The 25,208-nt window shown below is 60.5% G+C and carries 28 protein-coding genes, 1 tRNA gene and 2 pseudogenes; 14 read left to right on the forward strand and 17 right to left on the reverse strand.

Annotated features, from left to right (window positions below):
* Positions 1-68: 68 nt before the first annotated feature.
* Positions 69-353: pseudogene (locus tag GRI99_RS08825) on the reverse strand (GcrA family cell cycle regulator); the annotation flags it as partial.
* 83 nt (positions 354-436) lie between these two features.
* On the opposite strand from GRI99_RS08825, the gene GRI99_RS08830 reads away from it, so the two are divergent.
* Positions 437-1,318, forward strand: coding sequence for an ABC transporter permease (locus GRI99_RS08830; RefSeq protein ID WP_160771708.1), 882 nt, complete (start codon positions 437-439; stop codon positions 1,316-1,318).
* A gap of 119 nt (positions 1,319-1,437) precedes the next feature.
* On the opposite strand, the gene hspQ is transcribed toward GRI99_RS08830, so the two are convergent.
* Positions 1,438-1,818: a heat shock protein HspQ gene (gene hspQ / locus GRI99_RS08835; protein WP_160771709.1), complete on the reverse strand. Its 381-nt coding sequence runs from the start codon at positions 1,816-1,818 to the stop codon at positions 1,438-1,440.
* Between the two features lie 164 nt (positions 1,819-1,982).
* Between hspQ and GRI99_RS08840 the strand changes: the two genes are divergently transcribed.
* From GRI99_RS08840 to GRI99_RS08850, 3 genes are all read left to right on the forward strand, one after another.
* Positions 1,983-2,072, forward strand: a tRNA-Ser gene (locus GRI99_RS08840).
* Between the two features lie 149 nt (positions 2,073-2,221).
* Positions 2,222-3,379 (forward strand): tyrosine-type recombinase/integrase, encoded by a 1,158-nt coding sequence (locus tag GRI99_RS08845; RefSeq protein WP_160771710.1) that lies wholly within the window; start codon positions 2,222-2,224, stop codon positions 3,377-3,379.
* A 155-nt stretch (positions 3,380-3,534) separates the two neighbouring features.
* The gene (locus GRI99_RS08850; RefSeq protein WP_160771711.1) at positions 3,535-4,167 is read left to right on the forward strand and encodes a tyrosine-type recombinase/integrase; all 633 of its coding nucleotides are present in this window, start codon (positions 3,535-3,537) and stop codon (positions 4,165-4,167) included.
* A 252-nt stretch (positions 4,168-4,419) separates the two neighbouring features.
* On the opposite strand, the gene GRI99_RS08855 is transcribed toward GRI99_RS08850, so the two are convergent.
* The 4 genes from GRI99_RS08855 to GRI99_RS08870 all read right to left on the reverse strand — a co-directional run bounded on the left by GRI99_RS08855 (position 4,420) and on the right by GRI99_RS08870 (position 7,370).
* Positions 4,420-4,827, reverse strand: a complete 408-nt coding sequence (locus tag GRI99_RS08855; RefSeq protein WP_160771712.1) for a nuclear transport factor 2 family protein — start codon at positions 4,825-4,827, stop codon at positions 4,420-4,422.
* 49 nt (positions 4,828-4,876) lie between these two features.
* A complete protein-coding gene (locus tag GRI99_RS08860) occupies positions 4,877-5,302 on the reverse strand; it encodes a nuclear transport factor 2 family protein (RefSeq protein WP_160771713.1) in 426 nt (141 codons plus the stop codon).
* 13 nt (positions 5,303-5,315) lie between these two features.
* Positions 5,316-6,698: an aminomethyl transferase family protein gene (locus GRI99_RS08865; protein ID WP_160771714.1), complete on the reverse strand. Its 1,383-nt coding sequence runs from the start codon at positions 6,696-6,698 to the stop codon at positions 5,316-5,318.
* A gap of 120 nt (positions 6,699-6,818) precedes the next feature.
* Positions 6,819-7,370: a TetR/AcrR family transcriptional regulator gene (locus GRI99_RS08870; RefSeq protein ID WP_160771715.1), complete on the reverse strand. Its 552-nt coding sequence runs from the start codon at positions 7,368-7,370 to the stop codon at positions 6,819-6,821.
* Between the two features lie 217 nt (positions 7,371-7,587).
* On the opposite strand from GRI99_RS08870, the pseudogene GRI99_RS18995 reads away from it, so the two are divergent.
* From GRI99_RS18995 to GRI99_RS08890, 4 genes and pseudogenes are all read left to right on the forward strand, one after another.
* Positions 7,588-7,956: pseudogene (locus GRI99_RS18995) on the forward strand (TonB-dependent receptor plug domain-containing protein); the annotation flags it as partial.
* 226 nt (positions 7,957-8,182) lie between these two features.
* Positions 8,183-8,533 (forward strand): TonB-dependent receptor, encoded by a 351-nt coding sequence (locus GRI99_RS08880; protein WP_160771716.1) that lies wholly within the window; start codon positions 8,183-8,185, stop codon positions 8,531-8,533.
* A gap of 63 nt (positions 8,534-8,596) precedes the next feature.
* Positions 8,597-9,658, forward strand: coding sequence for a Rieske 2Fe-2S domain-containing protein (locus GRI99_RS08885; RefSeq protein WP_160771717.1), 1,062 nt, complete (start codon positions 8,597-8,599; stop codon positions 9,656-9,658).
* A gap of 14 nt (positions 9,659-9,672) precedes the next feature.
* The gene (locus GRI99_RS08890) at positions 9,673-10,707 is read left to right on the forward strand and encodes a Rieske 2Fe-2S domain-containing protein (RefSeq protein ID WP_160771718.1); all 1,035 of its coding nucleotides are present in this window, start codon (positions 9,673-9,675) and stop codon (positions 10,705-10,707) included.
* A gap of 104 nt (positions 10,708-10,811) precedes the next feature.
* Here the strand turns inward: GRI99_RS08890 and GRI99_RS08895 are convergent, their stop codons facing one another.
* Positions 10,812-12,620, reverse strand: a complete 1,809-nt coding sequence (locus GRI99_RS08895) for a recombinase family protein (protein ID WP_160771719.1) — start codon at positions 12,618-12,620, stop codon at positions 10,812-10,814.
* Between the two features lie 41 nt (positions 12,621-12,661).
* Positions 12,662-12,880 (reverse strand): DUF6961 family protein, encoded by a 219-nt coding sequence (locus GRI99_RS08900; protein ID WP_237438290.1) that lies wholly within the window; start codon positions 12,878-12,880, stop codon positions 12,662-12,664.
* A gap of 117 nt (positions 12,881-12,997) precedes the next feature.
* Between GRI99_RS08900 and GRI99_RS08905 the strand changes: the two genes are divergently transcribed.
* From GRI99_RS08905 to GRI99_RS08915, 3 genes are all read left to right on the forward strand, one after another.
* A complete protein-coding gene (locus tag GRI99_RS08905) occupies positions 12,998-13,522 on the forward strand; it encodes a thermonuclease family protein (RefSeq protein WP_337192892.1) in 525 nt (174 codons plus the stop codon).
* Between the two features lie 25 nt (positions 13,523-13,547).
* Complete coding sequence (locus tag GRI99_RS08910; protein ID WP_160771721.1) at positions 13,548-13,922, forward strand: excalibur calcium-binding domain-containing protein; 375 nt, start codon at positions 13,548-13,550, stop codon at positions 13,920-13,922.
* A gap of 191 nt (positions 13,923-14,113) precedes the next feature.
* Positions 14,114-14,521, forward strand: coding sequence for a Ros/MucR family transcriptional regulator (locus GRI99_RS08915; RefSeq protein ID WP_160771722.1), 408 nt, complete (start codon positions 14,114-14,116; stop codon positions 14,519-14,521).
* A 307-nt stretch (positions 14,522-14,828) separates the two neighbouring features.
* On the opposite strand, the gene GRI99_RS08920 is transcribed toward GRI99_RS08915, so the two are convergent.
* The 5 genes from GRI99_RS08920 to GRI99_RS18670 form a co-directional block, all read right to left on the reverse strand.
* Positions 14,829-15,458, reverse strand: a complete 630-nt coding sequence (locus GRI99_RS08920) for an NYN domain-containing protein (RefSeq protein ID WP_160771723.1) — start codon at positions 15,456-15,458, stop codon at positions 14,829-14,831.
* Between the two features lie 167 nt (positions 15,459-15,625).
* On the reverse strand, positions 15,626-16,507 hold the full coding sequence (locus tag GRI99_RS08925) for an IS1 family transposase (protein WP_160771724.1): 882 nt from the start codon (positions 16,505-16,507) through the stop codon (positions 15,626-15,628).
* A 47-nt stretch (positions 16,508-16,554) separates the two neighbouring features.
* Positions 16,555-17,628 (reverse strand): helix-turn-helix domain-containing protein, encoded by a 1,074-nt coding sequence (locus GRI99_RS08930; protein WP_160771725.1) that lies wholly within the window; start codon positions 17,626-17,628, stop codon positions 16,555-16,557.
* A complete protein-coding gene (locus tag GRI99_RS08935) occupies positions 17,621-18,232 on the reverse strand; it encodes a hypothetical protein (protein ID WP_160771726.1) in 612 nt (203 codons plus the stop codon). The genes GRI99_RS08930 and GRI99_RS08935 overlap by 8 nt, the downstream gene beginning before the upstream one ends.
* Positions 18,233-18,308: 76 nt before the next feature.
* On the reverse strand, positions 18,309-18,539 hold the full coding sequence (locus tag GRI99_RS18670; protein WP_237438248.1) for a hypothetical protein: 231 nt from the start codon (positions 18,537-18,539) through the stop codon (positions 18,309-18,311).
* A 155-nt stretch (positions 18,540-18,694) separates the two neighbouring features.
* Here GRI99_RS18670 and GRI99_RS08940 point away from each other — a divergent pair, with 155 nt between their 5' ends.
* Positions 18,695-19,396 (forward strand): hypothetical protein, encoded by a 702-nt coding sequence (locus tag GRI99_RS08940; protein ID WP_160771727.1) that lies wholly within the window; start codon positions 18,695-18,697, stop codon positions 19,394-19,396.
* A gap of 207 nt (positions 19,397-19,603) precedes the next feature.
* Here GRI99_RS08940 and GRI99_RS08945 read toward each other — a convergent pair whose 3' ends face one another.
* On the reverse strand, positions 19,604-20,236 hold the full coding sequence (locus GRI99_RS08945) for a S24 family peptidase (protein ID WP_160771728.1): 633 nt from the start codon (positions 20,234-20,236) through the stop codon (positions 19,604-19,606).
* Between GRI99_RS08945 and GRI99_RS18460 the strand changes: the two genes are divergently transcribed.
* Both GRI99_RS18460 and GRI99_RS08950 read left to right on the forward strand, forming a co-directional pair.
* A complete protein-coding gene (locus tag GRI99_RS18460) occupies positions 20,198-20,707 on the forward strand; it encodes a hypothetical protein (RefSeq protein WP_202393050.1) in 510 nt (169 codons plus the stop codon). The genes GRI99_RS08945 and GRI99_RS18460 overlap by 39 nt on opposite strands.
* Positions 20,704-20,913 (forward strand): hypothetical protein, encoded by a 210-nt coding sequence (locus GRI99_RS08950; RefSeq protein ID WP_160771729.1) that lies wholly within the window; start codon positions 20,704-20,706, stop codon positions 20,911-20,913. Before GRI99_RS18460 ends, GRI99_RS08950 begins: the two co-directional genes overlap by 4 nt.
* 1 nt (position 20,914) lies before the next feature.
* Here the strand turns inward: GRI99_RS08950 and GRI99_RS08955 are convergent, their stop codons facing one another.
* Genes GRI99_RS08955 through GRI99_RS19000 form a run of 3 tightly spaced genes read right to left on the reverse strand, consistent with a single transcriptional unit; the run spans position 20,915 to position 25,195 of the window.
* The gene (locus GRI99_RS08955; RefSeq protein ID WP_160771730.1) at positions 20,915-23,617 is read right to left on the reverse strand and encodes a conjugal transfer protein TraG N-terminal domain-containing protein; all 2,703 of its coding nucleotides are present in this window, start codon (positions 23,615-23,617) and stop codon (positions 20,915-20,917) included.
* A gap of 20 nt (positions 23,618-23,637) precedes the next feature.
* Positions 23,638-25,086, reverse strand: a complete 1,449-nt coding sequence (locus GRI99_RS08960) for a conjugal transfer protein TraH (RefSeq protein ID WP_160771731.1) — start codon at positions 25,084-25,086, stop codon at positions 23,638-23,640.
* The gene (locus GRI99_RS19000) at positions 25,076-25,195 is read right to left on the reverse strand and encodes a hypothetical protein (RefSeq protein ID WP_439098430.1); all 120 of its coding nucleotides are present in this window, start codon (positions 25,193-25,195) and stop codon (positions 25,076-25,078) included. The genes GRI99_RS08960 and GRI99_RS19000 overlap by 11 nt, the downstream gene beginning before the upstream one ends.
* Between the last annotated feature and the right edge of the window lie 13 nt (positions 25,196-25,208).

Raw genomic sequence — 25,208 nt, forward strand, 5'->3', positions numbered from 1 at the left:
CGCCACCGCCACCCGGGCGGCGTCGGTCCCCGCTACGGTTGCGGAAGATATCGTCGATGCTGGCGGAACGGCGCGGCAGGGCGGGCTTCAGCACGCGGGGCTGGCGCGGGAGCGGGCGCCTTGGGCTTGGGCGCAGCGGCGGGGCGGGCCTCTACCGCTGCGTCCTTCTTGCGCTCCACCTTCGCCTCGTTCGCCTTGACCGGCGAGGGGCGCGACTTCAGGCCCAAGCGGTGGGCCTTGCCGATCACCGCGTTGCGCGACACGCCGCCCAGCTCGTCGGCGATCTGGCTGGCAGTGGCGCCGCCTTCCCACATCTTGGTGAGGGTGGCGATGCGTTCTTCGGTCCAACTCATCAGTCAACTTTCATCATGCAAAGCGGGGGGCTTCCCCCGGCAATGGCTTGCCAGCCTTGTGCCATGCCGATAGGCGGCAGCGTATGGCCGATCAAGCCCAAGCAGACACCCCGCAACAGGATGCCGCACAAGCTGTGGTGGCACGGAATTTTCCGCCCAAGGGCCAAGCGCTGATCACCGGCATCAACCGGGTGGGGCTGTGGAGCCTCTATATTAAGGAGATCCGCCGGTTTCTCAAGGTGCAGACGCAGACCGTCTGGGCCCCGGCGATCACGACCCTCCTGTTCCTCGTCATTTTCAGCGTGGCGATGGGGCGGGGGGACCGGCAGATCCTGGGCGTCAACTTCGCCACTTTCGTGGCTCCCGGCCTTATCATGATGGGCATGATGCAGAATGCCTTTGCCAATGCCAGCTTCAGCCTGCTGGGCGGCAAGATGCAGGGGACCATCATCGATTATCTGATGCCGCCGCTGTCCGCTGCCGAACTGATGATCGCCATCGTCGGCGCGGCGATGACGCGGGCGGTGATGGTGGGCGGGGCCGTGGCCCTGGCCATGGCGCTGTGGCCGGGGGTGGACATGCAGGCGGCGCACCCGTGGGCGATCGTGTGGTTCGGCCTGATGGGAGCCATGCTGCTGGCGCTGATGGGCCTGCTGGCCAGCCTGTGGGCCGAAAAGTTCGACCACAACGCGGCCGTCACCAACTTCATCGTTTCCCCGCTCAGCCTGCTGTCGGGCACGTTCTATGTCATCTCGAACCTGGCCCCGGCTTTCCAGGCGATCAGCCGCGCCAACCCGTTCTTCTACATGATCAGCGGCTTCCGCTTCGGCTTTTTGGGGCAGAGCGATATCGGCAACACCAATGCCCACGTGGCCATGGCGGCGCTGGCGATGGGGCTGCTGAACCTGGTGCTGGGCTTCGTCTGCTACCGCGCGCTGAAAAGCGGCTGGAAGATCAAGAGCTGAAGAGCTCTTTTTTGGGGGTCAAACCTCCCGCCCCACCGCTAACCCGGCCACCATAGCCTGGTGGTATCAATGGTTGCCGGGTGGGGCGGTGGGGTGGGTCGTATGCTAACCCGCAACCATCAATGCGTCAGCTTGCGGCGCAGGCGATAGCGGCCCTTGGCATAGTCATCGAACAACTGGCCCAGGCCGGGGTGATCCACCGGGCCGCCGTCGCCGTCATGCTCCAGGTTCTGCTGGCTGACATAGGCGATGTAGCTGGCGTCCTCGTTTTCGGCCATCAGGTGATAGAACGGCTGGTCCCGCCTGGGGCGCACCTCTTCGGGAATCGCCTCGTACCATTCCTCGCTGTTGGCGAACACCGGGTCGATATCGAACACCACGCCGCGGAAATCGAACAGCTTGTGGCGCACCACGTCGCCAATGGCGAAGCGGGCGCTTGACTTGCGGGGGGCACCAAGGGGGTGGCGCGCCTGCGGAAAGGAGAAATCCGGGCTTTCCATGCCGCCAATATAGGCTTTTGCGCCCGCCGGACAAGGCGGCAGGGCCAGCAATCCACCGCATGGCAAAAAGCGGCGATAAGCAGGCTTGGCAAGCGCCGCATCATCGGCTAACCGCCGCCCTTCCTGACCGGCCGGCCTTGTTCGCAAGCGCCCGCCCGCCTCGCGGAGAGGTGGCAGAGTGGTCGAATGCGCCGCACTCGAAATGCGGTTTACGGGCAACCGTAACGTGGGTTCGAATCCCACCCTCTCCGCCAGCTAGCCTTTCTCACACCATCCCATATAGTCCTAAAAACCGCAGAAATGCGGCATTCTGGCCCTTTTCGTTATCCAAGATGTTCTCTATATGTTTCGCGCCATCTGGATGCGAGTGTGGGTCTGGGTGTGGGTCTGAAAGGACATGGAAATGGGCAAGCTGACAGCTGTCGGAATCAGAAATCTCAAGGAGCCCGGACGATATTCTGATGGTGAGGGCCTGATCCTCAAGTTCGCTGGACGCGGCAAAGGCAGCTGGATCGTTCGCGTACAGGCACATGGAAAACGCAGGGATGTCGGATTGGGCTCTTTGGCTGACCTTCCATTAGCTGAAGCGCGTGACGCGGCGCGCGCCATTCGCAAGGACATGAAGGCCGGAGTGGATGTCGTGGCTGAGCGCGACAAGGAAGCGCTCGTCATCCCGACATTTCGAGAGGCGGCCAAGACCGTTCACGAGGAGCACAAGATCGCCTGGAAGAATGGCAAGCACCAGTCCCAGTGGATCAACACTCTCGAGACTTACGCCTTCCCGACAATAGGTGCCAAGCTTGTCACGGATATCGACGGGTCGGCAATTCGTGAAGTGCTGGCGCCGATCTGGCTGACCAAGCCGGAGACCGCCCGAAGAGTACGGCAGCGGATTGTCTCTGTGCTCGACTGGGCGTGCGCGAAAGGCTTTCGCGAGACGGAGGCTCCGATGCGTTCGGTCATGCGGGGGCTGCCACGCCAGCCTAAGAAGCAAGGACACTTTGTAGCGATGCCTTACCCCGAGCTACCCAAGTTCTTCGTGTGGTTGCGCGAGAGGACCACTGTCGGTCGTCTGGCGCTCGAATTTGTCATTTTGAATGCATCACGCTCTGGTGAAGTTCGCGGTGCGTGCTGGAGTGAGATCGATCTCAAGAAGAAGGTGTGGACGATCCCGGCCGTGCGCATGAAAGCAGGAACAGAACATGTCGTTCCGCTCACGAAGGCCGCGTTGGACTTGCTGGATCGAGCGGCGATTTATCGATCACCAGTCAGTGATCTTGTCTTTCCTGGCCAAAATCCCAGACGGCCACTGTCCGACATGACCTTGCTCAAGATCCTGCGCGACAAGGGAGACGACGTCACAGTCCATGGTTTTCGTTCATCGTTTCGCGATTGGGTTGCTGAAACGACCAGTTATCCTGGGGAAATTGCAGAAGCTGCTTTGGCTCACACCAACGCGAACAGGGTCGAAGCGGCTTATCGGCGAACCAATTATCTCGACAAGCGCAAGCCACTTATGACTGACTGGGCCTGCTATCTGCAGGGTGACGTGCAGGCTTAAGCAGGTCGGCTATGCGCCTTATCCCTGTCGTTAGGTTGGTCACCTAGATCGCCCGAAAGCGGTCATTGGCGCCGCGCCGTCGCAGTATCGGCTATTGATCGCCACTTACCAATTTCAGGCTCCTCCTTGGCCAATAGCGGCCAAGGAGAAGAGCAATGGGATACTCTCGATTTGACCCCGCCATGCAAGGACGCGCAGCGTGGAATGCCGGCAAGAATATCGGGACCAAGCGCCCGCTAACGCAAAAGCAGATCTGGGCGATCCGCTTCCATCTGGATCGCGAGGGCCGGCTGCGAGACAAGGCCCTGTTCGATCTTGCCATCGACAGTAAGCTGCGGGGCTGTGACCTGGTGAAAATCAAAATTGGCGATGTCGTCGCGGGCTCTGATGTGCGCAACCGTGCCATCATCATCCAACAAAAGACTCATCGACCTGTGCAGTTCGAGCTCACGGCTGACGTTCGCGCGACGCTTCATGCGTGGCTGGAGCGGCGGGGTGGTTTGGTCAGCGATTATCTGTTCCCAAGCCGCGTGAATCGCGCCGGACATATGAGTACCCGCCAGTATGCACGCCTCGTCGACGAATGGGTGACGGCGATCGGATTGCGGAAATCTGATTACGGAACGCATTCGCTTCGACGGACGAAAGCTGCGATGATCTATCGAGCTACCGGCAACATTCGGGCAATTCAGATCCTGCTGGGGCACACCAAGATCGAGAACACGGTCCGCTACCTCGGTGTGGACGTGGAAGATGCGCTCTTGCTCGCGGAGCGCACCGAAATCTGATTCCCTTCTGCGGTCGGCCGGTGAGATCGGTCGACCGCCTTTAGTATCCGCTCAGCAAGGTGCAGGTGGCCACAATAAGGGTAGAGAGCTGCTGTGAGCGCAACCAAACGCCGCCACTTAAGCGTCACGACGACTACGTGCGGGTCGCTTCCCTTCAGCAGGATCAGCCGTGAACTTACCTCATTGATGGTCGGGCTCTGGATAACTGTAGCCGCTGCATAGGATTGTCCAAGGTTCCCAAACCGGATGAATTTAGGCGGGTTGGAACAACGCGCAAAGCGCCGCGACGATCTTGCCATCCTTCAGATGGTAGTGGACGAATTGTGGCACTTCGAGAACCTGCCCGTTGGCGATCGGGTATTCGATGTCGATACCGGCCTCCGCCGCCGCTTCCTTGGTCAAATCTGCGAAAGCTGTGATCCTTACCGTGACCTCTGCAGCGACCATCTGGTCGTTGGAGATAAACTGGTGGACCAGAATTTCCTCTTTCACGCGGTCGTGGAAGAAGCCGTAGAAACGCTTCACTTCGGCTCGCGACCGCAGGCTCTGCCCAAAGAAAGTGACCTCAAACTCGCCGTCAGGGGCATAGTGGTCGAGGACGGCATCGTAATCACGGGCGTGAAACAGGTCGACGTAGTGCGCGTATTGCTCGCGGTTCATGGGGTGATCCTTTGTGGGATGAGCTTTGGGAAGTGGCTGATGGCGCGTGTCAGGGCAGCGAGCTGATCACCTCGGTGCCGGGCTCGAAAATGGCGCACATCGCCCGTTTGAATTTCCCGTTTTCCAAGTGGTAATGGATGAACTGCTGCATCTCGAACAAGCCGCCTTCCGGCATTGCCGCGAGGCGCGGCATACCCATCGCAGCCATCATTTCCGGAGTGATGGTCTTCAGGCCTTCCAGCCGGACAATCGCCTCCAGAGCAACCGTGTCATCCCCCGCAACGAACCGCTGGAGTGTGATCGTCTCCTTCGTGTGGGCGTGGAAGAAGTCGTAGAACTTGCGGATCGTGTCCTTGCCCTGGAAGCAGTAGCCGGCGAACACCACCTCGCAATCGTCGGTGAAGTGGTTGAACACCGCGTCATAATCCTTGGCGTTGAACAGGCGCAGGTAGTTTTCATAGTCTTCGCGGGTCATCGGGTGTGTTCCTTCAGCGCTGGCGCAGCTCTTCGCGAGCGACCTTGGTGTAGGGCGACGGGCGCACGGTGGCGCGCACGCGGGTCTGTTCGTGCGGCTCCACGCGGACGTTGGTGTAGGCACCGGGACGTTCGCCCCAGACCAGCTCCACTTGCGCATCGATCGGCACATCGCGATCCAGCGAGGCGAGCGAGATCATCCGCCGGGCGTTGAGCGTGGTGGCGGGGATCATTGACAGGCCAACCAGCCTGCCATCCAGCTCCACCCGGTCGTTGAGGCCGAAGGCATAGAGGGCCACAGGAATGTCGGGGAACTTGTACTGCGGCCCGTCGGTGTAGAGCGAGCCATAGATGCGCGCCACGTCCTCGCCGTTCCACTCCAGCGTCACCTTGCGCCGCTGGGCGTCCTTGTCGGCCATCATCGCACGCAGGGCATCTCGGCCGATGAAATCGTGGTCGAAGTGGATGAACGGGTCATAGTTCACATCGAAGGGGGTCTTGTAATAGTCCTCCATCCGCGTGGATTCGAAGCTGCCGCCAAGCTGGAAGAACCCTTCCAGCGTCAGTGCCGGCAACCACTCGCGATAGGCCTGCATCGAAGGCGAGGTGTAGACGGCGGGGAACAATGCACCCAGCCAGCCCGATTCCACGGCGCTGGTGGCATAGGCACGATTACCGACCTGCTGCAGGCCGAACTCCTTGCCGGCCTCAAGTATAGTGCCGAGGATTTCCTGCTGCTCGGCAATCGGGCCCCAGATCTCCAGTCCTGCAGCCCCCGCCATGCCGTGGCGCAGGGCTTCGACCTGACGGCCGGCGATGTTGATCGTGGTCATGCGGAAAAAGCCGATGTCGGCCACCGATGCGCCGTTCAGCTTCTCGATCAGGGCCCAGGCCTTGGGCCCCTGGATCTGAAAGCGCCAGTAGGCCCGCTCGATGGGCCGGCCATCCCAGAACGGCGGGGTGCGCGGGCTCTTGGTCAACTGCACGTCATAGCCGCCCGTCAGGGCCTGGTATTCCAGCCAATTGTTACCCGGCCCAAGGCCTGCCGACATGGCGCGCCCGTCATTTAGCCAGGCCACGATGTTGTCCGCGATCAGGTAGCCCTCGGCGTTGCACATGATGTGCTGCTTGGCCATGCCAGGCCGGAACTTGGCGAAGTTGTTGATCCCCGTATCGCTCAGCAAGCGGACGATATCCGGCCCCTCGATGTAGAGGTCATCCATGTGGTGCGTCTGGTCCATCAGGACGCAGTCTTCCATCCACGCGCGCTGCTCGTTCTGCCAGCTTGTCTGCTCGCCCGGCACGACGGGGAACACGTAGCCGCCAGCCCCCGTGTCGCGCAGCATGGCCAGCGGCCCGCCTGCCTGATCGATCTTCTGCTGAAGGGTGTTTGCCATACCGAATCGCCTCTCCACGTGCCTTTATCTAACAGTGTTAGAAATTGCAGCGAAGCGACGCCTTCGTCAACCCTCGACCATTTCGAGCCGATGACGCACCGCCCTTTCACGGCGGTCACGTCAGTGGATTTTGGGTTCCCAGCTCTTCACGAGGGAATCGACGCTATCCATCGCAGCGTCCTTGAAGTCGAAGAACTGCTCGACCTTTTCTGCATACCGGGCATTGGCAAAAACGGACCATCCAGTGACCACCGCCTGGACTGCGCTTTGCAGGAAGAACAGCTTTTCCTGGTCGACAGGAAAGGCTGACAGTTGCGATTTGATCCGCACCAGCGTGTCCTGGAAATGCGCCTCGTCGAGCTGGGTATTGAGGATGAGGAGAGGTGCGAAACGCTCTTCCTGCTGAACATCCCAAATCGCCGCGCCATATGCGCGCATCCAGTCCTGCCACGTTTTGCAAGGCGGTATCCGCGCAAAGCAACTCGCGAATAGCTCCGTGAGAATCTCGTTCAGCAAGGCGGACTTATCGGGGATGTAATAGTAGAGGGTGGGTGCTTGAACCTTGAGCCGGCTGGCGAGCTTTCGCATGCTCAAGCCATCAACGCCCTGTTCGCGAACAAGCTTGATCGCCTCGCTGACGATCTCTTCCGAAGTCAGGTTGCGCCTTGCCATGCGTACATTCTTTAGCCGCTCCTCCGGCTCTGACCAGCCGCAAATAGCAGTGTTGCACCATTTTTCGAACAGTGTTAGACATTCTCTCGAACACCGTTAGAAGGCGGATCAAAGCGGGGGCATTCCGGGCAAACCGGTACCTGCGCCAAGCCTAGGGAGAGGATCTATGAAGCACATGTACACCAGCCGCTTGGCGCAGGCCTCGCTCATCGCGCTGATGGTGGGTCTGGCCCAGCCCGTTTGGGCGCAGGATGCGACCGAAGATAGCGGCGACGACGTGATTACCGTCACCGCCCAGTTCCGCGAGCAGCGTCTGCAGGATACACCGCTGGCGATCACTGCCGTCTCGGCCGAGACAATCGAGGCGCGCAACCAGACGACCATTGCCGACATCGGCCAGTACGTGCCCAACGTGAACCTGTCGCAATCGACCGCGATCAACTCCAACTCGCTCAGCGCCTACATCCGCGGTATCGGGCAGGACGATTCCAGCTTCGCGCTGGAACCGGGCGTCGGCATCTACATCGACGATGTCTATTACGGCACGACCTTTGGCGCGGTGCTTGACCTGGTTGACCTGGAGCGGGTCGAAGTCCTGCGCGGGCCGCAGGGCACCCTGGCGGGCAAGAACTCGCTGGGCGGCGCGGTCAAGCTGTTCACCCAGGTGCCGGACGAGAACGGTGGCGGCTTCCTGGAAGCCACTTATGGCAGCCTTGACCGGATCAGCCTGCGGGGCAGCGCCGGGGTGACGCTTGGTGAAGGGCTCTATGCCCGCGTCTCGGGCACCTACGATAACCTTCATCACGCTGGACATGGTCGCGCCGTTCACCAGCGAGTGGAACCTGTCGGCAAGCGCCCAGTACGATGTCGACCTGGGCACTTCAGGCACGCTGTCGCCGCGGTTGGACTGGACCTACCAGTCGAGCTTCTTCTACGGCTCGGTCAACAATCCGCTCAACCGCATCGACGGGCGGTCGCTGGTCAATGCCCGGCTGGCCTACGAGACGGCCGACGGCAACTGGCAGGTCAGCGCCAACGTCACCAACCTGTTCGACAAGTTCTACTACGTGGCCGCCAGCGAAAACGCCGCCAACTTCGGCCTGGCCACCGGCGTGGTGGGTCGCCCGCGGGAATGGTCGCTCAGTATCCGGCGCCGGTTCTGACTCCCTTGTCGGGGCTGCCAGGTTCCTCCCCGGCAGCCCCGGCTCCTTCCCGGAGATTGTTCGATGTATCCCTTCACCGAAGGCAGCTATGCACCCCGCAATGGCTGGTATGTAGCGGCATTCCGGAACGAGATCGGCGACGACCTGCTCAGCCGCTGGATCCTCAACCAGCCGGTCGTGATGTACCGCAAGGACGATGGCACGGCGGTAGCCGTCGAAGGACGCTGCCCGCACCGCCACTTCCCGCTGGGAGCCAGCAAGCGCGTGGGCGATGCCATCCAGTGCGGCTATCACGGCATCACCTTTGACGCGGCTGGCAAATGCACTTTCGTGCCCAGCCAGGAGAAGATCCCCGGCGTCTACACGATCCGCAGTTACCCGCTGGTCGAGCGCGGCCTGTGGGCTTGGATCTGGCCGGGTGATCCGGCCAAGGCTGATGAAAGCCTGATCCCCACGCTGGCGGAAATCGGGTTTGAGATCGAGGGCATCTACGCCAAGCCATTCTATGCGCACGATGTCGATGGCCGCTATCAGCTGCTGAACGACAACCTGCTCGACCTGAGCCACCTGGGCTACCTCCACGGCACCAGCATCGGCACCACCGACGATGCCGCAACGCCGGAAGAGCGCGACGTGACCGATCGCCGTGTCAGCAGCCGGCGGGTCATGCGTAACACGCCGCCCACCCCGGCGGTCAGGGCCAAACACGCCATCGAAGGTCTGGTTGACCGGGTTTCGGGCATGGAATTCTACTTTCCCGGCTTCCACGCGGGGATTGGCGAGGTGCGCCTGCCCGAAGGTCATGAGCGGGCCGGTGAACTGATCAACTTTTCACGCGTGTGGCACGCGGTGACCCCGGCCAAGACATTCACCACCAACTATTTCTTCGCCATGGGTTCGACCGACCGTCAGGGCGTGGACGATATGGTCGAATACCTGAAACCGGTCCTCGCCGAAGACATGTTCGCCACAGTTGAGATCGAGAAGATCGTCCAGACGCTCGACGACCTGCCGCCCGAACTAATGCTCAAGAGCGACGGCACGGCCGTGCTGGGTAGGAGGATTCTTCAGCGGATGATGGACCGCGAGCGGGAAGAGGCGCGCCTGGCGCGCTCCACGCCATGATTGGGAGCCAGAATATGTACACACGCAATGCCTGGTACGTCGCTGGCTGGAGCAGCGATCTCGAGCCAGGCAAGCCGTTCGCGATCAGGATCCTGGGCGAACCCATCGTGATCTACCGCGCAGTGGGCAGCGACCGCCTGGTGGCGCTGGAAGATCGCTGTGTCCACCGGCTGGCTCCGCTTTCGCTTGGCCGCTGCGAAGGGGAGAACCTGCGCTGCATGTATCACGGCCTGCTGTTCGGGCCCGATGGCGTGACGCGGGAAATTCCCGGCCAGGACCTGATCCCGCCCAAGGCCCGCGTCAGGGCCTATCCCGTTGTTGAGCGGGCCAGCTGGCTGTGGGTGTGGCTCGGCGATGCCGACAAGGCTGACGAGGCGCTGATCCCGCCCTCGATCGGCCCTGATCATCCGGACTACATCATGGGCCAGGGGTTCCTCGACTATGACGCCGAGGCCCGACTGATCAACGATAACCTGCTCGATTTCAGCCACCTGACCTATGTCCATGCCGCCAGCTTCGAAGCCGGTGACCAGTTCGCCCACAGCCTGCCGAAGATCGAGACGCTGGATCGCGGCATCCGCTACTCACGCTGGGCACCCAATGCGCGGGGGCCGGTGGGCCGCCGGTCGGAAGATCTGCTCGACAACTACATGAGCTACGAGTTCCTGGTGCCGGGCGTACTGCTGATGTGGAGCGGCGGCTTTCCGGCGGGCACTGCCGAAGCTTGCGCTTTCGGGCCACCCGATCGTTCGCAGGCCTGCGCCAACGTGACCTTCACCAGCCAGGCAGTCACGCCCATGACGGACGGGACCGCGCGCTACTTCTTCTGCTGGGGTCCCCACCGCGACCATGGCGATGAGAAGCTGCGTGACCTGCTCATCAATCTCGCCCTGCAGGCCTTCAATGAGGACAAGGTGATGATCGAAGCGCAGCACAAGATCATCGCCCTGACGCCAAACCCAACCGTGATGCCGACGGCGCACGATCGGCCGGTCACGATCTTCAACCGGATGGTTGAGCGGATGGCAAAAGATCAGAGTACTGGTTGAAGTGCGGTTTGGTTGCGTCGAATGGCAGCATTTGCGAAATCTCGCTCGCAAGCTGACTGTCTACTATCGGCCCAATCGGGGACGCTGCCTAAGCCTAGAGTTCATCACTTGGGCCCTTCTGGCCACATGCCTCGCTGAAAAAGATTGCGAGGGGTGAAGTCTCGTTTTGGGGAGGGGAACCCAAGCAGTTTGCGCTGCAGTGGCCAGTCCATCGGCAGGTTAGCCTTGATAAGCGTACTGGCATCCAATTGAGCCGGCTGAGATCCGTCGATGATTGCGGTTGTGATATCTGGGGCAAGGTAGTTCAATCGAATGAGGCGCGAGAAAAAGCCGGGCCGGCATTCCATTCTGTGAGCGAGCTGTGCGAGCGTCTCGTCCCTTCGGCATTCCAGTAGTTCCTGCGCCTTGCGCGCGCGTTTCAGCAGGGCCAGCAATTTTGGGTCGGGCTTTTCTCTCGCTTCAGAATCGCTGGGAGTAACATTTAGAACCGGCCATCGCTCAGCGGAAATGGCGCAGACCGGCACATGGAGCTCAAACCTGGCGCTGCTGCATGGCCAATCCGCTGGCCTGCCGCGAAATGCATCCTTGCCAATCCACTGAAGGAAGCGCTGCAATTCGATCGATCGGAAGGCTATCGAGAGGCTCTCCTCGCCGATCTCGATCCGCTCGACGAGAGCCTGGATAGCCTCCTCCATGCATTCTCTCGGGATGTTGCCCAGCATTTCTGCGGCTTGGCCTCCCTTCGCCGCGAGCCCATCCAGATCGGAACCATAGAGGCCAAGGCTCTTCAGAGCTTCACGCAACTTGCCGCGATCAGCAAGGAAAGTCTGGATCGCGGCAGTCACCAGGCTTTCCAAACGGTCGGCATTGCTGCGATCGGCGCGGCGGAACTCGGCATGCGACCACATCGCATTGCTGGAGGCATAGCAGTAGTACGGCTTGCCTCTATGCCAGTCGACTTCAAGGTACATGTGCCGGCCAAGGTCGTCCCATAGAAGCCCAGCAAGGAAATGATCGGTATCCTTGGCGTGCGGCCGTCGCTTGGCTCTTTCGGCGCTCAATTCTTGCGCCGCATCCCACGTTTCGCGAGAGATGATCGGCGGGTGCTGACCGGGATAGGTCCGGTCGTGCCCCCTGATCTCACCGACGTAGATCGGGTTGCGCAGCACGTTGTAGACCAGCCCTGCGCAGATCTGGGTGCCGCCGCGCTGGGCTCCTCGCTTGGTGTATTTTACCGTACTCTTCAGCCCCGCCTCGCGGACCGCTGTCATGACCGACGTGTAGCGGCGTGATCGCAGAAACTCGGCGAATATGAAGCGGACAATGGCTGCCTCCTCCTCGACGATGCTTAAGCCGTCAGATGTGTAGTCATAGCCGAACGGAGCCGTCCCGCCGTGTATCTTGCCATGGCGCTTGCGTGTGCGGATGCTGTCGCGCACCCGTTCAGAGATGAGCTCGCGCTCGAATTGTGAGAACGTCAGCAGGATATTGAGGATCATCCGGCCCATGCTGTCCGAGGTGTCGAAAGCCTGCGAGATCGACACAAGGGCAATGCCACGCCGGTCGAAGATCTCGATCAAGCGGACGAAATCGAGCAGGCTGCGAGTCAGTCGGTCGATCTTGTAGACCACAACCGCATCGACAAGCCCTGCCTCAATGTCGTGCATCAGCCGGGCAAGCGCAGGGCGCTCCAGGCCGCTGCCCGAGTGTCCGCCGTCGTCGTATTGCTGGGTGACCTCAGCCCATCCGCGATAGCGCTGGCTGGCGATGTAGGCGGTGCAGATTTCTCGCTGGGTGACGAGTGAGTTTATGTCCCGGTCGAGCAGATGATTGGTGCTCTTTCTCGTATAGATGGCGCACCGCTTCAGAGAGAGATTGGGTTCCTCGGGCATCGAACGCTCCTCGATGGTCATTGGCTCCATCGATCACGCTACCATCAGGCGCTCCGCAACGGTTAGTGGCGCTTTTCCTTGGCGTTTTGCAGCTTTTCCCATTGGCGCTGGACGTTGCGCCAAAGGTCAACCCCGTCGAGATCGCCTTCAGACAGAAGCCGATCTTGCTGGGTGGCAATGTGGAACCAGCCGTTTTCTCCGTGCACCCGGTCGACCCACAGGGCCATACCCCAGATCTCTTGGTCTCGGCTCAAGTTGAGGCGGCGCTCATCATCGTCCACTTGAGACTCCTTAATCATTCGACTGAATACTGCACTTGGATGGCAAAGTGTGGCATCTTCCCAATGTCGTCGATCACTTAGGCAGCAATTATGGCACGACGAAAGAGTGAAGCAGCAGTGCCTATCAAGCTGGGCCGGGTGTACCGCGCCAATGAGAAGGCGCGAGTGCGGACGAAGCGGCTGCGCACGCTCGTCATGCTCGCAGGTGGTGTCGGGTTCGGAGCCCTGCTGGGGCTGGTGGCGATTAGCGACTTCGGGCCGTTTGGTTCGGGAAATGTTGCGCAAGCTGCGGAGGCAGGTCCTGACTTCGCAATTTGCGGGATGGTTCGTCGAACCTGTGTCGTCGATGGCGATACGTTCTGGCTTGAAGGGGTAAAGATCCGCATCGCCGACATCGATACGCCCGAGATTTCGGAACCGCGCTGTGACGCCGAATATGCCCTTGGCATCCGTGCGCGCGACCGTCTGCGAGATCTCCTCAACGAAGGGCCATTTGCGCTGGAACCGGTCGGGACGCGCGATGAAGACCAGTACGGTCGTAAGCTCCGTGTTGTTATTAGAGAGGGCAATTCGCTTGGCGACAGGCTGGTCGCCGAAGGTCCGGCGCGGACATGGACCGGAAGGCGTGAACCATGGTGCTGATCGCCTTCTCTGCGGGACAATTCTCATGACTGAGGGCACTCCAGACCCCTCAAAGGATGACAAGCCAGATCGTCTTTTGCTGGCTGAAGGCTATACTTGGATTGGCCTTCTCATCTTAGGTGCTATTGCCACGGTCGCATTCTGGGTTGTGCCGGCCTTTGCGCACCCCGGAGGGCTTGCTGCGGATGGTTGCCATATGGATCGCAGTGCCGGTGTCCGGCATTGCCACAGGGGGCCGAGCGCGGGAGCAACCCCGGTTCCCGAGCGTGGTGGTGGCCGCGATGTCTACTATCCAAACTGTGCCGCCGCGCGTGCGGCTGGTGCGGCGCCGGTCAGGGTCGGCCAACCAGGCTATGGGCGCCACCTTGACCGCGACGGTGACGGAGTGGGCTGCGAGTAGCTGGCCAAGTCCTCATCGAGGGGGCTCGTGACTCTGCATTTCCAGAAATTGGTGCGAACACGAATTGCAATGCCACCAAGTTGCCGTAGTCTATTTTGGAAGTTGGATGGTTGGTTCTGCCAATACCATCGGGCCAGCAAGAGCAGGGGAGGGGTGAGGCCATGGAAAATTGAGACACCAACAACAGCGAAATGCTGATCACGCTGACCGCTGACATCATTACCGCGCATGTGGTCAACAACGAGGTCGATGGATCGGCGCTGCCTGGCCTGATTTCCAGTGTCTATGGCGCTCTGGCGGGCTTGGGAACTCCAGCTGTAGTGGAGCAAAAGCCGGAACCCGCTGTCTCGATCCGCGCTTCGGTCAAGGCCGACCACATCGTTTGCCTCGAGTGCGGGCAGAAGATGAAGATGTTGAAGCGCCACCTCTCGACCGATCACGGTCTGTCGCCGGACGAGTACAAGGAGCGGTTTGGCCTGTCGGCAGATTATCCGCTGGTTGCCCCCGACTATGCCCAGAAGCGGCGTGAACTGGCCAAGAAGATCGGCCTTGGCCGCAAGCCAGGGCAACGTCCCGGTCGACGCAAAAAGAAGCCTTGAGAGCAAGACAGACCCATTCGCCAGGATTTCTCAGGCTTCTCTGCCGATGGTCGCCCGGATCATACTAGGACAGCGGCTACTTCGTTCGTTCGACTAGGGATCAAAAAATTCAAGCGTGGCGCGGAAAAATTGCGCAGCGGAATAGCCTACTATTCCGTACTCGATCGAGCAGTCCAATAAGGGCGGTCGTGCCCGCTGATGTCTCAGCATTACCGCCAGAATTTTTGGCGGAAATTATCGAAGTCTAAAGTGTTGATCGTCTCTCCAGCAAGAAGACCGATTTTCGGTAGTGGGTCAGTCTGAAATTTCAGGATAGAACAAAGTCGGCGTGCGCCTTCAATTCGCGCCGTGCGCTGGCGTGGCCGAGAGTGCAAAGCATCACTTTTACCCCTTCACGCCGCACGAACTTGAACGCTGGAACGAAGTCACTGTCGCCAGTTACCACGACAACGGCGCGCACCATATCGCGCAGCGCCAGCCGGGCCATGTCGAGACCGATCCTAATGTCGACCCCCTTTTGGTTGATGTCCAACAGGAAGTCATCATCTACAAGAGGACGCGGCTCTGCCTTAATTTGCTGCACGGAGCGGGGCTTCAATTTCCATTGCTGCGGAGTCAGTCGCGTTTCGCCCATGCGCAGAGCGAAGCCTGGCTTCAACTCAAGTTGATCATAAAGGCTTTGCGCGTGCTTCGCCCTTTCGGTGACTGCCAGATTGTAGCGCTCACCGCTCACGGGCTGATTAAGCGATTCCAGCGAAGGCGGAGCATCATAAAAGTAGGTTCTTAGCAACTCATAGTGCCGCAACTCAGCGTGCGCGCTAATCTCGCCGCAAAGCGCGACAATATCGTCAGCGGTAGCTGGCTGTTTGAGCTTTTGCTGGAGCTTCTTTGTTACGAAGCCACCGTCGAGCAATATGGCGTAGCGAGCTAGGAACATAAAAAACTCGGAGCCAGCCGACCCAAGCACCGCTTACTGCGGAACATAGAGGATCGACTGGCTCGCTGGTTTATCCCTTTGGCCGTAGCGCGGCCTTGATCGGTCACTACGATTCAAGCCTTATGAAGTCAATAACATTGGCTTCCTTAATGGTTCCCATATGGCGATTAAGCGCGCTTTTTGTAGGGGCCGCGAGAGCGAGGCTGGCTCGCCTCATCCGCTTCGATCAACGCAACAATGTCGCCAATCTCCCAAAGCCGATCAGCAACACCAGCTGCCATAGCAGGGGTCACGCGGAGCGTCTTATGGATACGGATGAAGTTGTAATACATCATATGCAGCGCAACCGCGTGCGCGTGGTTCTCCACCTTCTTTGAAAACGCATTGGTCAGGCGTGTGAAGCGGCGCATGTGCATACGCATGGTGAGGTTCTGCCGCTCGACGTAGCTAGTCGAAACGTGCGCCTCATCGGGCTTGCCCTCAACGGTGCGCTTGCGAATGCCAGTGCATTCAGCGGGGCTGTAGCGGACCTCAGTCCCCTTGCCGCCCACAGAGCCATACAGCTTCACCAGCTGTGCATAGTCAACATCAGCACCAAACGCGCCTTCAACGGCTTCAAGGTAGGCACGGTGGCCATCGCTGGTGAGTTGAACGCGGGTTGCAAGGCGCGATGCCAGATCATCGATAAACCAGTTGGCATATTCGCTGTCACGGCCACCAACGAGATACGAAACGATCAGCTTGCTATCAGCGTCAATCGCGGTCCACGTCCAGGTATCACCAGCGGCTTCCGGTGCGGCCTTGGCGGTCGCGACATTCTTTTGCTTGGCATAGGTGAACGACCAAATCTCATCGACCTGAACGCGCGCGGCCTTCACGTTACGGACGTTGGCATCGTGATAGGCAGCGCAAACCTTCCCAGCATCCACCAGCAGCTTGGCGACTGTGTTCTTGCTTGCACCCGTCATACGGGTGATCGCACGGATGCTCATCCCCTCGCAAAGCATGTGGAGGATTTGAGCACGGTCTTTAGGGGCAAGCTTTCTCATGTCCATTTTATATGGACCTTTATGCTTAGCGTCAAGGAAAAAGGATATTACGAAACTAGGCGAAGGCGTGGCCTTGCGGATGGGACTGGGTATAGGCTCTCGACATCCTCAGTCACCAAACCAAACAGTTCCCCCAACTCGTCAACGCTGTACTCCAAATCGTTGAGGTGCGACCGAATGATAGAACGAAGTGTGGCCGGTTTCTCGACAAGATGTGATGCCTCGACCGGCTCTCGCTTTCGGAAACCGCGCTTCGACATTTCAATCATGTAATACTTGTACATGCGATCAGAAAGTGATCCGATTTGCCACGCCTTGTAAATCAAGGCTTGCATTGAGGTTCCCCAATACAATTTCAAATCCATGAATTTAGTCAAAGAATGAGGCTCGAAATCATTTCTGATATCGCGAGTTGGCATTAGAAACTCTGAGGCAAACCGATTTGCCTCTATTTCCTGCTCTTTGTGGGGGGTCTGGTGGCAAATCAAATGCCCAATCTCATGCGCCAGACTAAACCGGTATCGATCTTTTGGCTGATTGGAATTGATGTAAACGAGCGGCGGAAGTCCGTCGCATGCATGCTGGCAAAAGCCATCAATCAGCTCACTCCCGAAATCGAACGCGATCACAATGATTCCGGCTCGCTCTGCGAGTTTGGTGAGATCATCCACCGGCCCCTTGGGCAACTGCCAACGCTGCCGCAGCATCCGTGCAATCTCTTCGATATCACGGCCGCATTCGTCAGGATCAACCACCGGAAGCGGCGGCAGGGTTGGATCCAACTCTACCGATGCCAACAGGGACTTTAGGTTGAGGCGGAAAATCTCAGCCAACCCGTGAACCGCATCCTGGTCTTTCACGGCAAGCTTCGCCCGCTTCCGATGGTAACTCACCATCGGCTCGCGAACGTATGCCGAACGATAAAAGAAGCTCGGTCGGACGCGCAGAGCGGCAGCGAGCTTCTCTACCAGTTCTGGTTGCGGCTGAATGCGACCATGCTCCAATTTGGAAAGTGTGCCCTGTGTAATCGCCCCTTCAAGTAGGGCCACTAGCTCAGCCTGCCCTTTGCGCCGGACCTGCCGCGCCAAAGTAAGCAAAGAGCCATTGAACAGCTTATCCATTGGCCTTCCGTTCGTTGCCCTTCACCAGCACACGGATTCCGACTCCTGCATCGTCTCCGTCGAGCGGCAGCGGGGTCGAAATCCCACGGCCATCATCTTCACCATCATCAAGCGCAATTGCCCACAGCACGTCGCGGTTCGCATCGTTGCAGACCAGATACATTTTGAATTCGTTAGGGGCGTTTTCAGGGACGCTCCACCCGAAGTAAAGCAGCGTCGCGGCTGGGGCATCAGGGAATAGGTCCGTGGCGTACTCCGGCATTTCGTTGGCATCATACTGCTCTGACGCACGGGTCGGACTCACGCCGACGGAAAAGCCTGCCGCCAAACGCTTGACTCGCAAAGCGTAGAGGCTCTCAAGGCCGATAAGCGTCAACTGGTTCTTCCGGTGAAGGTGGGCACCAGCAGTGCCATCACAGTAATCACGCAGCTTCCGCACGATGATGTCGCGGTACAAGGAAGCGCGGGTGCGAGATTCCATCAGCGGGGCGACACTGCGACATTCGGACTGGAAGAAAGCGTGAGCCTCGCGCCCAACCTGGGCAAGGCCGGCGAAATGGTGGCCGATCTCGGCCTCGGCATCAGCAGCACTACGGATCGGCACGCTCAGAATTCCCTGTTGTTCGGGAGGTGCGCTACCACACTTCAACCGCAGATGGAATAGACCTGGAATATTTTTTTTAAGATTGGACAGGTTTCGACCAACGCTTGGCCGCTGCCTTCCGCGCTATTTCTGCCCGCCGCTCTGGTGACATTGTCGCCGCCCTTGCCTGACCACCCTTCTTGCCCATAGCCTGCGCAGCCGCGTCTTTCGGCTGGCCCGCCGTGTCAGGTTCATCACCGGTCGCAATGTCGACAATCAGCTTCGCAAGCTGGTTTGGGTCGCGGGGGCGTTTCGGGCTATCGGTCATAGCGTGCATATGGCACCTTACCGCTAAGCATTCCAGTCTGCGTCAAGACGGCTGGATTTCAAACTGACCCACTACCCGATTTTCGGATAGTTTTCTGTGGCAGTCGATCTAGTCTCTCGGTCTAGGGGTTGATTCGGCTGAGTGAACTGGGGGTAATGATGCTCAAGATCGTAATTGGTGCTGGCTTGTTGATGTGCGCATGTGCGGCTTCCGCTCAGGACGCTCCGCCATTGATGGCCGTCGCTCCTGAAGCAGCGCCCAGCATTCTCCTTCCGGCCAATTCCGAGATCCTCCTCTCGATGAACGAGGAGGTCACCACGCGCGGGGATCGCTGGAATGAAGGCGACACGTTTGAAATGAGCGTGGTTCACGATGTCATGGTCGACGGCCTCATCGTCATTCCGCGAGGCAGCCGTGGCATCGGCCGCATCACCTGGCTGACCGACAAGGGCATGTTCGGCAAATCAGGTAAAATGGATATTGAGCTCGAATACGTCGAAGTGAGGGGCCGGAGGATCGCGGTCAACGGCACCTATCGCCAGGAAGGCGAAGGCAACACTGTCGCAACTGTCGGAGGCGTCATCCTTGCCGGGCCTTTTGCGGCTTTCATCACGGGCAAGAGCGGCGTCATACCTCGGGGCCGCGAACCCATGGCGCACACCGAGCAGGATCTGCCGGTCGCGGTGCCCGCCGGATATGTGCCGAGAAGGGCCGAAGAGCCTCTTACCGCGACTGACCCCAACGCCGGAGCGCAACCGCTTCAGGCTTCAGTGGCACCCGCCTTGCCTGCTGCAGCGTCTGACGCTTCTCCGGCGCTGGATTCTGAAAGCCGCGTGACGTGCGAGACATGCAACTGATCTGTCGTAGCGGATGCGGCCGATAGAAGATCGGCAATCCGTAACAGCACATTACCTGAAGGGCTCTTGCGAAGACATAGGCGCTTTCGAGACGTTGCGTGTGCGACGGTCGCGGTGCGGCCAAACGCGCAACGTTCCAATTCGTTCGCCATCCCAGGATCATTTTGAGGATGCAGAATTCCGGCGGTCTGCACTGTGCCGACAGACCTACACCGATCGCCCGAACCAGATCACCCGCCCGACAAAGTGCACCTCTGCCGGATCCATGTCATTCCAGGTGGGGTAGGCGGGGTTGTCGCTGGCGATAGTGATCAGCCGGCTGCCGGGCGTCATGGCGATCCGCTTGACCATAAGATGGTCATCGGTGCGGATAACATAGATACCGTCTCGTAGCCGTCGGCCATTGTCCGAAGCATCGACCAGGACCTCGTCTCCCGCACTCAAGGTCGGCTCCATCGAGTCCCCAGCCACATGGATGATCGACAGGCTTCCCGGCTTTGCCGCGGTCAGATTGCGTAGCCAACGCTCATCGAACCCGAACCGGGTGTAGGTGTTCTCGCCTGAGGCAATCGCCCCGAACCCGGCCGAGGCCTCGAGGTCGAGGATCGGGATCTCTACCATGCCTTCGGTCCCTTCCGGCGAGCCGCCGAGCACCTGCTCCTTCACGCCGAAGAACCTGGCGAGCCGCGTGATGTCCTCGCTTTCGAGCCGGCGTGGCGAGCCGCGCTTGATGAACTGCTGGATGTAGCTCGGGTTGCGATCAAGCATGCGCGAGACGGCCGCGTAGCCGACTTTCCGCTGGTGGATAAGGCGATCCAGTTCCTCGCGAACCTGTTCCATGTGGTGCGTCCCTTGACGGCTTTTGCAGGAAAATTCCTAGACTCAAGGAGGATTTCCTACTACGAACAAAACAGGAACACAAGCTATTTGCGGATTCGCCCAATGCAAAACCCGACCTTGCTCGACTGGATCGAGAACCACCTGAAAGAGCGTGGGATTTCCGCAACGCGGTTTGGCCGGTTGGCGGTCGGTGATCCGCGTTTTGTGCTTGACCTGCGCAATGGACGCAGTCCGCGTCGCAAGACGATCGCCAGGCTGGAAACCTATCTCGCCGGATTGGGTGAAAGTGCGGACCCTGTGGCTGCAGCCAAGGCTCCGGCATCGCTGCCACCCTGTGCAACTGGCCTCAGCAAAACGAGGAATGGCGATTCAATTCCGGGAGGGATTGCGCTAAACTCGCGCATGGCGGGGCAGGTCGCGCGGGGAGCAAAGGCTGCCCTGCAGGCTGGTGGCGAAGGAGAACGCGCATGACCGATCGAGACGATAGCCAGCTCCCGATGAGCGGGGAGTGGAGCGGCCTGCGCGAGCTTGACCAGGCCATGGCCGACAACCGGCTGACGGCCTACACCTGGAAGAAGGCATGGGCCGACCCATGGGGCAAGTTTGGGTTTATTGTGTTCGGATTGCTGTTCACGGCATTCGTCTTGTTTGTGGCGATCTACGACGGCCTTATCTGACCTACCATTCCTTGACCTCATCGGCAGCTTCGGCCGAGGCGCCACGGGCATTGTTGGTCAGTTCGCGCAGGTGAACGCGCACGGTGCCGAGCCGCTGGTCGCCCTGCTGCTGCACCCGGTCAACCTCGTCGCCGATTTCGGTCCGCCTGTCGTCTGGATCCGGCAGGCCTTGCGGTACTCCGCCGATCCGCTCGGAGCCGCGGACATCGCCCGCGCTGCCGATGCCTGGCCGTGAGACCGGAGGCGCAGAAGGCAAGACCAGCTCTTCGGCAATATCCTCGCGGATTCGCCCAGAATAGTCCTCAATGAAGCGAGCCTGCAACTGGCGGCCCTGGCCACTCATCTGGAACGCGATGTCGTCAAAGCGCACAGGGCCGTAATAGTCCCGGTTGGCCTCGATCTCGGCCAAACCCCATTCGCGGTAAGCCTGGCTGAGGTTCAGCGAGCCGGCGGCGCTGGCTCCTTCGTAGAAGCTCGCCTGGCTCTCGAGCCGGCTCGCCAGTTCTTCCGAACGGCGCGCTTCGACCGAGTAGCTTTGCGCTTCGGTCAGCGAGGTGGTCATACCCGCGGCATTGCTCGATACCAGGGCTTCCGAGCTCGAGCTGGTCTCGCGCAGGAAGCCCTCACGCGTGCTCGACCAGTTCTGGCTGTCCGAGATCTGGTGCAGCGCACCCAAAAGTCGTGAACGATCCTCGGAGGCGATGCCGATATCGCTGTCGGTCCAGCTCTGATTGCGACCGCCACGAAGGCCCAAAGTGCCCCTGACTGGGCCCCGTTCGCCCCTGAGGCTGATGCCAGCATCACCATTAAGAAACCAGGAAACCGTGATGTCGTCCGCCGCGCGGCGTGACAGGCCGAACTGCTGCTGCAGCGTGCGCGAGGCATTGTCGATCTCGCTGAAGGCGGTGCCGATGCTGTCGCTCTCCGACGTTCCCGAAACACTGTCGTTTGAGCGGCTCGCCGACCAGGCCTCGCGCAGTTCGTGGAAGCGGGTGACCGCCGAGCTGGTCGATTGCTGGGCGAGGTTGGCATAGGTCTCGCTCTGGCTGCGGCTTTGCCCGGCAATCGTTGCCAGCCTGCTGCTGAAATCCCGCCCCAGCGTGGGTATGAACGGATAGCTCGAGTTTGGCACATGGGCGAACTCGGCCTCGGGGAAAGTCGTGGTCTGCGTGCCGCTGTCGCCGACGCTGCGCATCTGTCCCGCACCATAGGTCACGCTCGGTGCCAGATTGCCCTGCGCGAACTGGCGCGAGAACACGTTCGAGTTGTCGATATTGGCATTGCCGAGCGAGACGTTGCCGGTGCTTGCCTCACGCGCCGCCTCCTCGGCCGCGTTCTGGCTGGGATTGAGATAGCTCGTGGCCTGGCCAGAGATCGCCATCGCACCTTTGGCGACGCCGCCTGCCAAGAATGGCACCGAGGCGACGAGATAGCCAGCAAGAATGCCAATATCCGAGTTGACGTCGCTCATCCCGGTAAAGGTTGCGAGGCTGAGCCCGGTGCCGTTGGCGGCGGCGGCCACATCGCTCGCGCCCTTGAACATGAGGATCATGTGGAGGATCACGAACAGCGGTCCCCAGGCGGCAAGGTAGAAGAAGCCGGTGACATAGCCCTTGAGCGCAATGGGTCCGGTGCGTGGCATCAGGAACAGCGGAAACAGCACCGGGAACAAAGCATAGAACACCACGGTCAGCACGACGTTGAGGATCGGCACCCACTTCATCGCATTGTGCGCGATCGAGGCATAGGTTCGCTCGGTCTGGATATCGGCGCGGGTCTGGGCAAAGACATCGACGCTTGAGGTTCCGCTGGCTCCGGCAAAACCGTGCATCGCCTGGTTCATCGCGTTGATGGTCAGCACTTGGCGGAAGATGGCGCTCGCATCTTGCGAGACGTCGGTCAGATACTGGTAGGCAACCGGCAGGTCGGCGATCAGCTTGGCGCGGGCGAGGGCGGCAGTCTGGCGCGGATAGAGCTGGCGCCCGGTGGCCAGCGTCATTGCATCGATCAGCCCCGTCCACTGGCTGTTGAGGGCGCTGTAGGCATCGCGGCAGGTGACGATGGTGGCGGTGACGGTGTCATCGCTTTGCCGGGTCAGGAACTTCTGCGCGCGCGCCGCGCTGCCCGGCGCGATGGTCGCCCAGATGTCGTCGCTCTCCGCGAGCTCGCGCATCGAATAGCGACCGAGCAGCAGGTCGTAGAACACACATTGCCGGACATGTTCGTCGAAATTGGCGGCAAATTCGGGATCGGAGATGCGCAAGGACCGCGTCGCCTCGAGCAGGCGGGCGCCATAGATCATGCCGTTCTTTGAGTAATTGAGATCATCGGGCAGACCGAACACCAGCTCGGCCGAGCGGGTGAGATAGTCGCCCACCTGGCTGGTAAAGCTCGCCATCAACGCCAGACCCAATGGCACATTGGCAACCGTTGCAGGGGCAAGACCAGGATTGACGCGGTCGGTGACCTGCACGTCCATGCGCGGCACCATCAGGCACATGTAGATGAGCGTGGCACCCAAGAACCAGTTGAGCCAGGCGCGCCAGTCCTGGTTGAACGCGAGGACAATGACCGCCAGCGCCATGCCCATGACCAGGGTCACCTGGATCAGGCTCTTGTAGCCGCCCGCGCCGGTCCAGGCGGCCACGGCATTGAGCACCTGGACCACGTATTCGCCGCCGCCGACCGTGAAGATCTCGACCATGGGATTTAGGTTCCTGACAGTTAGGGAGTGATCGAGCGGGACTGGAGCCCGCGCGACCAGTCGAGCGCGGCGGCCATCGAGGGCGACATCGAGGCGGCGAGCATGTTCTCGATCATGGCGGTCTTCTCGATGATCTGGACGATGGCCGAGACCCGCGCCTGGCCGGTCGCCTGGCGCTGCGCCAGTTGCCCGCGCACCTCGGCGACCTGTGTGCGCCAGATCGCCAGCTTGGCCTCGTCGGCGGCGATGAAGGTCGCCATCGAGCGCCCGGCTTCCGAGACGATCCGCTCGAGCACAGCGTGGAGCAGGTCGATGCTGGCGACCTCAGCGAGCGTCTCGCGGTCGTCGGTCGCCATGCCGCGCCCGAAGGCGGCCTGAACGGTGAGGATCTTGTAAAGCGGCAGCGAGGCGACCTGGAGCAGTTCAATCTCGCTCGGGCCGATGGCGGTATCGGTGCGAATGGCCTCGACCATATTGGTGATGAGCGCCCCCACGCGCGGGCGGATCGCCTTGTCGCTCGGCAGGCTGAGCTGCTCGAACGTGGGGTTGAGGCAGAGATCGGGCTCGTCGCAGCGCAGCACGCGCACGCTCTGGCCTTGCGTCCCGTCGAGAAGCGCGGTGACCAGCGTCGAGGTGGCATCGCCGGCAAACGGCACGAAGCTGCCCGGATCATCGTCGATTGGCGGGACGTAGATGACCGTGCCGATCAGCGTCATGGCATATTCGGCGAGCTCGCGGTCGAAGGTGCCGCCGGGGCTGAAGAAGGCGCTCTGTTTGAGTACGTGCCAGGTGTAATTGCGCGGCAAGCCGGGATTGACGTCAGCGAACTCTTCGCCAGCACCGGCAGTGGTCGAGGCGCGCTGGCCCCTGGTGCCGCAGCCGTGCTTGGCGGCGGCATAGTCGGTGAACACGCCGCTGGCATTGCCGATCGCCTCGCACACCGCCTTGTCGGCGAGGTCGCCCTGCGGCCAGACCCCGCCGACCAGCCCTTGCGCCATCTCGCACGAGTTGATCGAGAGATTGTTCATGAGTTGAGCCTTCTGGCTGAACTCCTGCATGATCTTGTTGCACTCGGGGCAAACGGTGTCGATCGCGAGGCTGAAGGCAAAACCGACCGCGTTGTTGGCGACGGCTTTGAGCATTGCGACCATCTCGCTGGCGTTGATGAACGAGAAGGACCCGGCAAAGATGTCGATCCCGCCGCATCCGGCGCGCGCGCTCGGCAACTGGAGATTGGCGATGTTGGTCGTCTTCTGCGGAAACCGCGTCCAGACATTGCCCATCGAGTAATAGCCTGCCGCCTGGCCTTCGAAGGCGGTGGGGCCAGTGACATTGGCGGCCGCGCCCATGTCGTCCATGAACCGGTCCATGCTGGTGCCGACATTGGCGAGGGCGGGCGCGGCCAGGGCCGCGGCGACAAGGCCGGTCAGCCCAAGCGCCAGTGCGGCGCGTGCAATCCTAATAGTCATGTCCGGCTTCCCTTGAGGTCAGGAGATAGATGCGGTCCTGCAGCTCGTCGGCCGAGAGCACGCCATAGCCGATTGGGATCGGACGATTGGCCACGCTGTCCCACAACACGAGCGCAGGCGTA

This window comes from Alteraurantiacibacter buctensis (assembly GCF_009827655.1).
Taxonomy (GTDB): domain Bacteria; phylum Pseudomonadota; class Alphaproteobacteria; order Sphingomonadales; family Sphingomonadaceae; genus Alteraurantiacibacter; species Alteraurantiacibacter buctensis.